Origin of the sequence: Streptomyces sp. ATCC 21386 (assembly GCF_018728545.1) — a bacterium.
In the GTDB taxonomy this organism is placed as follows: domain Bacteria; phylum Actinomycetota; class Actinomycetes; order Streptomycetales; family Streptomycetaceae; genus Streptomyces.
On the sequence record NZ_JAAVVL010000001.1, the window covers coordinates 4977293 to 4988591 of the forward strand.

Sequence of the window (11299 nt, forward strand, 5' to 3'; positions counted from 1 at the left end):
CGGCGCAGCGCGGGGCTTCAGCCCTTGGGCTCGGTGAAGCGGATGCTGTTGCCGAAGGGGTCGCGCAGACCGCAGTCGATGCCGTAGGGGCGGTCGGTGGGTTCCTCGGTGAACTCGACGCCCTTGCCGAGGAGGGTCTCGTAGGTCTTGCGGCAGTCGTCCGTGCTGAAGATGAGGTGGCCGCCCATGGCCCCCTTGGTGAGCAGCTCGCGGACCTGTGCCGCGGTCGCCTCGGAGAGCGCCGGCGGACCGGGCTTCTCCAGGAGGATCTGGCGCTCGGGCCGGCCGGGCACCTGGACGGTCAGCCAGCGCATGAAGCCCAGGTCGACATCGGTGTTGACCTCCAGGCCGAGCTTGCCGACGTAGAAGTCGAGGGCCTCGTCCTGGTCGAGGACGTAGATCTGCGAGTGCGTGATGGCGGTGAACATGGGTTTCACGCTACCGAGCGGGCGGCGCGGAAACTTATCCAGAACTGCTCAATCACCAACTGCTCGATCGCCGACTGCTCGATCGCTCGGCCGCGTCCACGCCTTCGCGAAACACGTCGGTACGGGCAGCGGCGGCGCTTCCTTGCGGTACTGCCGCGGCGAGGTGCCCACGATGTCGCGGAAGGTGCGGCTGAAGGTCCCCGGGCTGGCGAAACCCACGTCGAAGCAGATGTCCGTCACGCCGCGGTCGGTCTCCCGCAGCAGGAACATCGCCCGTTCGACGCGACGGCGCTGCAGATAGCGGTGGGGTGTCTCGCCGAACGTGGCCCGGAACGTCCGCGCGAAGTGAGCCTCGGAGACATGGGCGATCCGGGCCAGCGCGGGCACGTCCAGAGGGTGCGCGTACGCCCGGTCCATGGCGTCCCGGGCCCGCAGCATACGGCGGTTGGACTCTTCTGACGCTCGGCTCACCAGGCCATCACACCATGCGGGCCGGACGTACAGGTGGGCCGGTCGACCGGTGGGCCGGAGCCGTCAGCCGGCCGCAGCGTCGTCGAGGGGCCCTATCCCGAATCAAGACGTTCCGAGGGGTTCCGTGGAACGCGAACCGCCCGCCGGGCGGAAGGCCCGGCGGGCGGCCGGTGTCACGTGAGAGGGCCCTGGGCCCGGTGGATCAGACCGCCGGAGCCGGGTACGTCGGGTACTCCACCCCGGAGACGTGCTGGACGACCCGGATGACCTGGCAGGAGTAGCCGAACTCGTTGTCGTACCAGAGGTAGAGGATCGCGTTGTCGCCGTCGACCTTGGTGGCACCGGCGTCGACGATCGAGGCGTGACGGGAGCCGATGAAGTCGCTGGAGACCGAGTCGGGCGCGTTGGTGAAGTCGATCTGGCGCTTGAGCGGCGAGGTCAGCGAGACGCCCCGGAGGTAGTCGAGGACCTCCTCACGGTCCGTCTCACGGCCGAGGCGCAGGCTGAGGATCGCGATCGAGACGTCCGGGACGGGGACGCGGATCGAGCTGCCGGTGATGGGCGCCTTCAGGTCGGGCAGCGCCTTGGCGACGGCCGAGGCGGCACCTGTCTCGGTGATGACCATGTTGAGCGGCGCGGAGCGGCCACGACGGTCCGACTTGTGGTAGTTGTCCAGCAGGTTCTGGTCGTTGGTGAACGAGTGGACGGTCTCCACGTGACCGCGCAGCACACCGAACTCGTCGTCCATCGCCTTCAGCGGCGGCACGATCGCGTTGGTGGTGCAGGACGCGCAGGACAGGATCTGCTCGTCCGGCTTGATCGTGTGGTGGTTGACGCCGTGCACGATGTTCGGGACGTCGCCCTTGCCGGGCGCGGTCAGCACGACCTTGTCGATGCCGGGACGCAGGTGCTTCGACAGGCCCTCGCGGTCGCGCCACTTGCCCGTGTTGTCGATGAGGATGGCGTTCTTGATGCCGTACTCGGTGTAGTCGACCTCGGACGGGTCGCCGGCGTAGATCACCTTGATCTCGTTGCCGTTGGCGTTGATCGTGCTGGTGGCCTCGTCGACGGTGATCGTGCCCTGGAACTGGCCGTGGATGGAGTCCCGGCGCAACAGAGAGGCACGCTTGACGATGTCCTGGTCCCCGCCGCCGCGTACCACGATGGCCCGCAACCGCAGGCCGTTGCCGGAGCCGGCCTTCTCGATGAGCAGGCGGGCGACGAGGCGGCCGATGCGACCGAAGCCGTAGAGGACGACGTCGCGGCCCTCGCCGCCCTCGATCTTGTTGGCGCCGGTGGCACCGGCGACGGCCTCGGCGGTGAATTCCGCGACCGACAGCCCCCGGTCGTCGGCCTGGTGGGCCTCGGCGAGCAGGCCGATGTCGATCTGCGAGGGGCCGAGGTCGAGCGTGGTGAGGGCCTGGAGGAACGGCAGGGTGTCGGTGACCGAGAGCTCCACGCCGGCGATCTGGCGGGCGAACCGGTGGGTCTTCAGGATGCTGACCACCGACTTGTTCACCAGGGAGCGGCTGTGCAGCAGAACCGTCACGTCCCGCTCGCGGTGCAGCTTCCCGATGATCGGGATCATCGATTCCGCGATCTCCTCGCGGTGCTTCCAGGCGGTGAACGAGTCCTCGTTACGAGTCACAGGTTTATCTTTCGAGCTAGGCGGCGCTCATATGCTAAACGGTCGCCGAAAGTGCCATGCCACCGGGGTCCGACCCGGTGGCATGGCCTCCAACGAGTTCAGTGGCTCATCACGAGACACGCCAGGACACGGCGTAGGGCTGGGCGAACTGGGTGATGCGGTGGGCGCGCACGACGACCTCCGCGTCACCGGCGGGGACACCGCTCCAGTTGACCTGCTCCACGTTGTTGACGCGGTCGAAGCCGGACCCCGTGCCCATGTTGCCGTGGCGCTCCTGACCGCCCGCGCGGACGATCAGATCCAGGTCGTTCTGCAGAGCCGCGCCGGGCGGGTCGGTCCACACCAGGGTGACCTTCAAGGTGCGGGCCGTCCCCTGGGGCACCGGCACGCGGAAGGAGCGTTCGTCGCCCTGCTCCAACTCCTCCTCGTCCGCGAAACCGGCCCGGTCGTCGTCACCCGGGAGGACGACGGAACGATCGAGGTTCACCAGGCCGAAACCAGAGTTGTTGTTGGGGGACGGGCCGGCCTCACTGGGGTTGTACTGGCCCGGGAGCTCCTCCGCGCCGTTGATCAGCATGGCTTTCAGGAGGGCTGCGCTGGGGTCGGGAGTGCCGTTCCGCACCAGGGTCTCGCGGAGTACGGCCACACAGCCCGCGACGAGGGGGGTGGCCATGCTGGTGCCGCTGAGGAAGGAGTAGGCCGGGTCCGAGGAGACCCCGAACCGTGAGTCGTCCGGAGCCACCTGGGAGCGGGCCGAGAGGATCGACGTGCCGGGGGCGACGACATCGGGCGCTATCCGGCCCTCCTGGGTCGGCCCGCGGCTGCTGAAGGCCGCCATCCCGGACGGGTTGTCGGCCTGCGGGTCGTCCCGGATCGGATTGGCGGGGAAGGCGACGATGCTCAGGTCGCCGTACGTCAGCGGGATGCCTGGACGTTTGCTCTCGCTGGCGCCGACCGTGATCGTGTTCTTGGCCCCTGCCTGTCCGCTGACCGAGGACTGGTTGATCCGGCCGTCGCGGTCCCGGTCGTGCCCCTTGTTGCCCGCCGAGAAGCAGATGACGAAGTCCTTGTGGTCCCAGACCATCCGGTCGGCCTCGAACGCTCTGCTGTCGTACGGCAGGCTGGGGGACTTCGGCCCCCACGAGTTGGTGTGGATCCTCGCCCCGCGCTGGAACGCGGGCTCGAACAGGTCGCTCAGGTCGGTCGGGACTCCACCGAGGCCGCCGCCGTCGTCGAGGAGCGACTGCAGTACCAGTTTCGCCTCGGGGGCCGTGCCGGTGACGGCGCCGCCCATCGACGGGGAATTCCCGTTGCCGAGGACGGACCCCGCCACATGGGTGCCATGGCCGTCGGGGTCGTCCACCGCCTGCGAGAGCGGGCGGCCGAGGGCGGCCAGGTGCTGGACCCGGCCGGTGAAGGCGGGATGCACGTTCGTCGTGGAGCCGAGGTCGAAGCCGGTGTCGGCCACCGCCACCACCTGCCCCTTGCCCCGGAAGGACGTCCCGTTGAGAGAGATCCTGGCGTGCATCAGCGTCGCGGCGACGTTGTTGTGCAACACCAGCTCCGGTACTTCCTCGACGTGGCGCACCTCGTCCAGCGCGGCGAGCGCGGGGAGGTCCGTTTCCTGGACCGTCAGTCGCACCTTGTGGCGGTTGGTCTCGATGCCGTCGGCAGAGGCGCCGACCGCTCGGGCGATCAGGTCCCGTACCGCGCCGTTCGTCGTATCGATGTCGTCGTGCAACACGACGTCCACGGTGTGCGTACGGGACGACGTGGTCTCGACGGGCTCGGCCAGCAGGGCGAGAGCGGGCTGCAGCCGGTCCGGCCTCAGCGACGGAGCGATCTTGAAACCATCGAGATACACGTCGGCCCACGCGACGAACGGCAGTGCGCGCACCGCCTCCAGGTCCGTGGGCCGGTAGCCGCACAGATACGTGCTGTCCGGAACATATTCGTGGATCACCACGCCGAGTGCCGCGAGCTGTTCCTTCTCCTCGGCGGTGGGGGGTCGCGTGGTCTGTACGAGCAGATAGTTGGACCGCGAGGCGTCCTCCGACACCAGGGACGCGGCGGCGAGTTCGGCGGACTGCGCCAGAGGGTCGATGCTCACGCCGTTGATGGTGATGCGAGCCATGAGGCACTCCTTGGGGATGGTGGGGCGGTTCGGGCGGGCGGTTCAGGGCCAGACGCCGGAGAGGCCGTTCTTCTGCGCCCATTCCGGGCGGTCGATCAACGGGTGGTGGTTGCCCTGGAGTTCGGCGACGGCGGCGTTGCGGTGGCGTTCGTATTCGCTCACCGGTTCACCGGCGTGCACGGGACCAGTCGGTGCCCAGGAGGTTCAGCCGCTTCTCGACACGCTCCGGTTCGTCGGCGTACAGCACGCCGCGGGAGGGAGAGGAGTTCCGCCGTCGTCATGGGTCCGCCTCCCATGTGAAGGGGTGGGGAGCGCGGCGCGTCACGCCACGAGTCGTGTGCTGCGTGATGCCTCGTCGGGGTGCGTGCCGAGGCAGCCGTGCGCCGAATTCCACAACTCCTGGGAGGAGCCGCCGACTTGGTTCGATACCAGGGTGGTCCCGGCCGCTCCTTGTGTGTGCAGCCCCCTCTTCGATGCTGACAGCTCGGGCAAACGCACGCAAAAGGTGCAAGTGTTTCTCGTCGGAGATCACGGCCGACTACGGCGACCCGGATCTCGGAGTACAGCGGCGCCGCCGCCGACAACCGACCGACTGGAGAACGCTGTCGGCCGAGGGAGCATGTGTCGCGTCACGCCGGGCCGGGCACCCCAACCCATACCCGGCTCAGACGCCGCCCTCGCGCAGCTCGTCGCGGGTCTGGAGGGCCGCCAGTGCCGCCCGGGACGTGACGCCCGTCTTGCGGTAGATGCGGGACAGGTGGGTCTCGACCGTGCGCGGGCTGAGGAAGAGCTGCTCGGCGATGGCGGGACTGGTCAGGCCCTTCGCGACGAGGGCGGCGATCTCCCGCTCCCGCGCGGACAGCACGGCCAGCTCCTCGGCCGCCCCGGCGCGCGAGGGGGCGGCCGAGGAGCCGGCCGTGCCCTGCGACGTCGCCGACTCCACGAAGACCGCCGGGCGGATCACCTCCGCGAGGCCCGTCAGCAGGTGGGCGCCGGTCCCCTCGCTCAGCCGCACGGCGCGCTCCCACATGGCGCGGGCGCGGGCCGGGCGTCCCGCCGACGCGGTCAGGGGCGCGCCCATGAGCAGGGTCTGCGTCTCCCACAGCGTGCCCGGCCCCCGGGCCGCCTCCTCGGCGGCCTGCTCGAACAGCTCGGCCGCGGCGACCGGATCGCCCTCGGCCAACGGCACCTGCGCCCGGCTGCGCAGCGCCGACGCCCGCTGTGCGACCAGCCCGAGCCGTTCCGCCTCCTTGCGGGCGCGTTCCGCCCACTGCCGGGCCTCGTCCGCGTTCCCTACGGCCACGGCGGCGAAGACGAGGGTCTCGATGAACAGGGGCCGCATGCTCGGCTGCAGCCCGGCCAGATCCTCCCCGCCCGCCCGCAGCACGGCCGCCCGGGCCCGCGCCGGATCTCCGGCGTGCAGCGCGGCGAACCCCAGCATGCACCACGCGATGGACGCCCACCAGCCGGTGCCGGCACCGGCCCGCGCGACAGCCTCCTCGGCCACGGCCAGCGCACCACCGTCACCCGGCGCGAGCGCGGGGATCAGCGCCTGGGCCTTGGACGCCAGGACGAAGGCGAGCAGTTCGTCGCTGCCGATGCCCCGCGCGATCGTCTCCGCCTCCTCCGCGAGTTCCAGGGCCGACCCCAGCCGCAGCGTCATGACGTGGAGGTGGGACCGGCACAGCAGCAGGTGCGGCACCACATAGAGCAGACCGCCCCGGCGGGCGATCACGAGACCGCGTTCCGCGTGCCGTTCGGCGTCGGCGTACCGCTCCAGGAACGCCTCCGCCCAGCTGAGCCGGGCCAGAGGTTCGCACAGGCCCGCGAGATCCTGGTCGGTGAGGGAGTCGATGAGCGCGGCCGCCCGGTCGGTCGCCTCGGTGGCGGCCTCGATGTCGCCCTCGTACGCCCTCCCGAGCGCGGTGACGGCGAGCGCTCCCGCCTCCGCGACCTCGTCACCGAGCGACCGGGCCAGCTCCAGGGTGCGGGCCACTTCGTCGTGCACGTCCGGGTACGAGCTGGCGTGCGGAGCGGACGAGCCCAGCTCCAGCCCGAGCCGGACGGTCTCGGCGGGGGAGAGGTCGGCCCCCCGGGCCAGTTCACGGCGGAGCAGGGCCACGGCCTCCGTGTACCGGCCGAGATGGCGCTCCATCACCGCGCACAGGGTGACGGCCAGGGCGCGCGCGCCGTCGTCGGTGCCCGGCGGAGACAGGCTGATCACCTCGTGCAGCAGGTCCCGGCTCTCACGCAGTCCGCCGCAGACGCCGAGGGCCTCGGCCCGGCGCAGCATCAGATCCCGGCGCGGCACGCTGTGCGCAGGTCCCTCGGGCAGCTGGGCGAGGGCGACGCCGAGCCAGTGGGCGCTGCTCGCGGGCGCGGTCGCGGCGGCCTGCCGGGCGGCCTCCGTGAGCACGGCCACGGCATCCGGGTCGAAGCCGGTCAGTGCCAGCTCCACGTGGTGCGCCCGCTCGCTGGCCGGCGCCCCGATCCGGGCCAGTTCGACGGCGGCGAGGTGGTGCATCCGGGTGCGCAGCGTGGGATCGATGCTGTCGTGGACGAGGGACCGCAGCACCGGATGCCGGAGCGCCAGGCGGCCGTCGGGCCCCGGCCGCGCGAGATCCCGGGCGGCCAACTCGCTGAAGTCCGCGTCGAGTTCGTGCTCGGGTCGGCCGGTGACGGCCGCCACCAGAGCGGGTGCGGCATGGTCGCCGAGCACGGCCACGGCCTGCACCGTCCGGCGTGGCCCGTCGGTGAGCGGCGTCAGTTCGTCCAGCAGCAGTGAGCTGAGCCCTGCCGGCCTGCCGGCCTGGAGCAGAGCGAGGAAGTACAGCGGGTTGCCCTCGCTGGCGGTGTACAGCTCGGCGGCGAGACCGGCCGGGCGGCCGGGGGCCAGGGCCGCGAGGCAGGCGTCCCGGTCCAGGGGGCCCAGTTCGAGCCGGAGCACCGTCCCGGCCTCCACTCCCCGGGTGAGGGAGGCCGCGAGCCGGGGCGCGGTCTGCCGTTCACGCCGGGCCACCACGATCACCACGGGGGCGCGCCGCGGCGGATGCCGGACGAGGTGGTCGAGGAGTTCCAGCGAGGCCGGGTCGGCCCAGTGCACGTCGTCGAGGGCCACCACGAGACCGTCGCCCGCGCGCGCTGTCCGGGCCAGGAAAGCGGCCGCCGCGCGTTGCAGGGCGAAACGGTCCATGGTGTGGATCTCGGTGAACGGCGACGGGATCCCGGTCTCGGTGTCGAGGTCGGCGAGGGCATCGGTGAGCGGCTGGTAGGGCAGGTGCCGCTCGTACTCGGTCGCCCGGCCGCGCAGCACCGTCATGCCCCTGTCCCGCGCCCGTGCGCAGAACTCGGAGACCAGCCTGCTCTTGCCGATGCCCGCCGCACCGGTGACATCGACGACCGCGGGACCGGCCACGGCCCCGCGGTCGGGGCCCGCCCCGGTGAGTGCGTCGAGTACGCCGGTGAGGCGGGCAAGTTCGGTCTCCCGGCTCACCAGAGGAGCCACGTCCCACGGCACTGCGATTCCCCCCGAAACGGGCCCGGGGCCGTCCCGGGCCGGTCCGGAGGTTCATGAACGCGAACCTCCGGTCGATTCCCGAGGATTGTACGTAGCCGCCGACAGGCCCCCGCCGAGGTGTCCCCGCCGGTCAGTCGCGCCCCGAGCCCCGGTAGAGGTCCAGCTCTCCCTCCAGCTCCACGGCGAGGACGGTCGCGTACGGATCGAGGTCGGCCTGGGCGGGCGCGTCGATCCACGTCACGCCGGGCACCGCGTCGAGACCGCCGACGACCCGGTGGCCCAGCTCGGTGCCGGCGCCGAGGACGGTGACCCTCTTGACCGGGTTGCGCAGCCCCCGTACCGCCACGGACTCACGCGGTACGTCGAAGCACATCAGGTACAAAGTGCGCCGGTCGGCGGAGAGGGTGCTCGGACCGTAGTGGTGCCCGGCGGGCAGCCCGGCGACCGTGCCGTACACGGCGTCGGAGTGCCGCCCGATCCACGCCCCGAGCCCCTCCAGCCGCTCGACCTGCTCGGCGGGGATCGTCCCGTCCGCCCTGGGGCCGACGTCCAGCAGCAGATTGCCGCCCATGCCGATCGTCTCGGCGAAGTAACGCACCAGCTGCCGCACGGATTTGTGGTTGTGGTCCGCGTGCTGGAAGCCCCATGAGTCGTTGATGGTCAGACACAACTCCCAGGGCCCTCCGGGTGCTTCGAGGGGCACGCCCTGTTCCGGGGTGGCGTAGTCGCCGTACGAGAGCATGCGGGCGTTGAGCACGGTGTCCGGGTGCTCGCCGAGGATCAGCTCGGCCAACTCCTTTGTCCGCCACTGCTGTTCGGTACGTTCCCACTCGCCGTCGAACCACAGCAGGTCGGGGTGGAACCGCTCGACCAGCTCGCGCACCTGGCCGTCCCGGTAGGCGAGGTAGCGATCCCAGGCGGCCGGGTCCTCCTCGCCGGAGGCGGCGTGGGAGTAGGGATTGGCGTCGTTGCCGCCTGGGTGCTCGTTCGTCCACCGGTCGATCTCGGGGTGGCGGGCACTGGCGTAGTCGGGGTGGTTCCAGTCGGAGTGCGAGTAGTAGAGGCCGACCTTCAGGCCCCGTTCGCGCAGCGCGTCGACGTAGCCGGTGACCAGGTCCCGGCCCGCCGGCGTACGGCGGACGACGCCCAGGTCGCCGTGGGCGGTGTCCCACAGGGCGACACCGTCGTGGTGACGTGCGGTGAGCACCGCGTACCTGGCGCCCGCCCGGGCGAACAACTCGGCCCAGGCCGTGGGGTCGTACGCGGACGCGGTGAAGCCGTCGAGCTGTTTCATGTACTGCTCGTGCGTGACCTCGCCCCAGTAGAAGGACCAGGACTCCGGCACGCCGTCCACGGCGTAGATGCCGTAGTGGATGAAGATGCCCAGCTTGGCGTCGGGAAACCAGGGTTGCATGGTCATGCGGCCACGCTAGGACCGGGACCCCGGCGGGCGCGTGGGCGCGGGTCACCACTACTGGTTCATTTTCACCTGCCTCGGGAGCCGCCGAGGCCCCCGGAACGCTTCGGCGGAGCAGAGGCCGGGTGACCTCCTCGCGCGGCGGTCCCGGCTCGCCCGGAGACGGCATCCGCGGTGTCTCCGAGATGACCGCACCCGTCGTGACCGGGGCTCCTCGGGCCTCAGCGGTCCCTCGTGTCCCGTATGCATCGACCAGGCAGAGGAATGCCGGCCTCGCCCTCGGGTACGCGAGGGGCGCAGCGCCCGGGACGGACGCCGTCCCGGGCGGCCTTTCCGCTACTAGCTGGGATCTTCCGATGGACATACCCGCCAATGGCCACACTCCGCACCAGGCCGCCTCGCCGGCCCAGCGGGCGCTGACCGCGCTCGCCTTCGACACCCACGACACGGCCGCGCTCCACACGCTCGCCGACACCGACGTGCTGATCCCGGTCCCGGACGACGCCGACGAGGCGGCCGTCAACGATCCGACGGCCGTGGCGCTGCCTGTGCTGGAGCAGCCCGGCGGCGAGCAGATCGTGCCGGTCTTCACCTCGGAACCCGCGATGGCCGAGCTCCTGCCCTATGTGTCGCGCTACCGACTGGTGCCCCTGGGCGCCCTGGCCTCCCAGTGGCCCGCCGACGCCGACCTCTCCCTCACCATCGACGCCGGCTCCCCGCACGGCCTCACCCTCGACGCCCACGACGTGGGCACCCTGCTGGGAGGTCAAGGGATCTGATCCGCACGGGGGAAACTCGCCCGACGGACGAGGGGACGGCCCGCAGAGCGTTCCCGCGGCCCCGAGGGCGGGTCAGTCCTGCCGCAGCATGCGCGCTAGGACCTCACGCTGCAGGGGCTGGACCTCTGTGTGCAGCTCGCGGCCCCTGTCCGTCAATGCCACCCACACGCCCCGTCGATCCTCCGCGCACACCGTCCGCTCCACCAGGCCGTCCTTCTCCAGCCGGCCGATCAGCCGGGACAGCGCGCTCTGGCTGAGGTGGACCTTCTCCGCGATGTTCTGCACCCGGCACTGGTCCCCGGAAGCGCTCGCGGCCGCCATCCCCGACGCGAGGATGTCGAGCACCTCGAAGTCGCTGGCGCCCAGCCCGTGCGGATGCAGCACGCGGTCGATCTCGCACATCGTGCGGGCGTGCACGGACAGGATGTCCCGCCACTGGTCCTCGAGCCGGACACCGGTCGTGTTCGCTGCCATGTCTGCACGGTAACAGAGGGCGAAGTGTTCTTTGTCCGTGCAACTAGTGCAGACGCAACCATCGCGGGCGCTACGCCACCTCCGTGTCCTCCATCAGCCCGATCAGATTGCCGTCCGCGTCCTTCACCGAGGCGATCAGCCGGCCGCCGCCCACGTCGTGGACGTCCTCCAGCGTCTGCGCCCCGGCCTCCAGCAGCGCCGCGAGCCTCGTGCGGATGTCGGTGACGTGCCAGTACGGCACCGGTCCCGTCATCCCCTTGGCGTGGCCGTTCGGGTCCAGCCCCACGTCCTGCCCCGCGTCCTTGAAGCCGACGTAGTACGCCGAGTCCGCGTACGGCTCGACCTGGAGCAGGGCACTGAACAGGGCCTTCGCCCGAGCCAGGTCCTTGACGGGGTAGATGACGGTCTTCAGTCCGGCAGTCATGTCGCAC

Annotated in this window: 10 protein-coding genes; 1 reads left to right on the forward strand and 9 read right to left on the reverse strand. The window is 71.0% G+C overall.

Translation table 11 applies throughout. The features are described from left to right. Positions 1 to 17: 17 nt before the first annotated feature. From GWK25_RS21205 to GWK25_RS21235, 7 genes are all read right to left on the reverse strand, one after another. Positions 18 to 428, reverse strand: a complete 411-nt coding sequence (locus GWK25_RS21205) for a VOC family protein (RefSeq protein WP_215452112.1) — start codon at positions 426 to 428, stop codon at positions 18 to 20. Positions 429 to 476: 48 nt separating this feature from the next. After that, positions 477 to 899 (reverse strand): helix-turn-helix domain-containing protein, encoded by a 423-nt coding sequence (locus tag GWK25_RS21210; RefSeq protein ID WP_215452113.1) that lies wholly within the window; start codon positions 897 to 899, stop codon positions 477 to 479. 202 nt (positions 900 to 1101) lie between these two features. Next, the gene (locus GWK25_RS21215) at positions 1102 to 2547 is read right to left on the reverse strand and encodes a glyceraldehyde-3-phosphate dehydrogenase (RefSeq protein WP_215452114.1); all 1446 of its coding nucleotides are present in this window, start codon (positions 2545 to 2547) and stop codon (positions 1102 to 1104) included. 109 nt (positions 2548 to 2656) lie between these two features. After that, entirely contained in the window at positions 2657 to 4681 is a 2025-nt protein-coding gene (locus GWK25_RS21220) for a S8 family serine peptidase (protein ID WP_215452115.1), read from the reverse strand. 42 nt (positions 4682 to 4723) lie between these two features. Further along, positions 4724 to 4861 carry an endonuclease gene (locus GWK25_RS21225; protein WP_215452116.1) on the reverse strand — a complete coding sequence of 46 codons (138 nt, stop codon included), beginning with the start codon at positions 4859 to 4861 and terminating at the stop codon, positions 4724 to 4726. A gap of 484 nt (positions 4862 to 5345) precedes the next feature. Further along, on the reverse strand, positions 5346 to 8177 hold the full coding sequence (locus tag GWK25_RS21230; RefSeq protein WP_251830032.1) for a LuxR family transcriptional regulator: 2832 nt from the start codon (positions 8175 to 8177) through the stop codon (positions 5346 to 5348). Positions 8178 to 8328: 151 nt separating this feature from the next. After that, on the reverse strand, positions 8329 to 9618 hold the full coding sequence (locus GWK25_RS21235; RefSeq protein WP_215452117.1) for an alpha-L-fucosidase: 1290 nt from the start codon (positions 9616 to 9618) through the stop codon (positions 8329 to 8331). A 353-nt stretch (positions 9619 to 9971) separates the two neighbouring features. On the opposite strand from GWK25_RS21235, the gene GWK25_RS21240 reads away from it, so the two are divergent. Further along, positions 9972 to 10394: an SseB family protein gene (locus tag GWK25_RS21240; RefSeq protein ID WP_215452118.1), complete on the forward strand. Its 423-nt coding sequence runs from the start codon at positions 9972 to 9974 to the stop codon at positions 10392 to 10394. A gap of 72 nt (positions 10395 to 10466) precedes the next feature. Here GWK25_RS21240 and GWK25_RS21245 read toward each other — a convergent pair whose 3' ends face one another. Then, positions 10467 to 10868 carry a MarR family winged helix-turn-helix transcriptional regulator gene (locus GWK25_RS21245; protein WP_215452119.1) on the reverse strand — a complete coding sequence of 134 codons (402 nt, stop codon included), beginning with the start codon at positions 10866 to 10868 and terminating at the stop codon, positions 10467 to 10469. 70 nt (positions 10869 to 10938) lie between these two features. Continuing rightward, complete coding sequence (locus GWK25_RS21250) at positions 10939 to 11292, reverse strand: VOC family protein (RefSeq protein WP_215452120.1); 354 nt, start codon at positions 11290 to 11292, stop codon at positions 10939 to 10941. Positions 11293 to 11299 lie beyond the last annotated feature (7 nt).

Bases quoted from the DNA above. Each gene is read 5' to 3' on its own strand.
- GWK25_RS21250 (WP_215452120.1), bottom strand. From the start codon at position 11,292: ATGACTGCCGGACTGAAGACCGTCATCTACCCCGTCAAGGACCTGGCT.
- GWK25_RS21220 (WP_215452115.1), bottom strand. From the start codon at position 4,681: ATGGCTCGCATCACCATCAACGGCGTGAGCATCGACCCTCTGGCGCAG.
- GWK25_RS21240 (WP_215452118.1), top strand. From the start codon at position 9,972: ATGGACATACCCGCCAATGGCCACACTCCGCACCAGGCCGCCTCGCCG.
- GWK25_RS21245 (WP_215452119.1), bottom strand. From the start codon at position 10,868: ATGGCAGCGAACACGACCGGTGTCCGGCTCGAGGACCAGTGGCGGGAC.
- GWK25_RS21205 (WP_215452112.1), bottom strand. From the start codon at position 428: ATGTTCACCGCCATCACGCACTCGCAGATCTACGTCCTCGACCAGGAC.
- GWK25_RS21235 (WP_215452117.1), bottom strand. From the start codon at position 9,618: ATGACCATGCAACCCTGGTTTCCCGACGCCAAGCTGGGCATCTTCATC.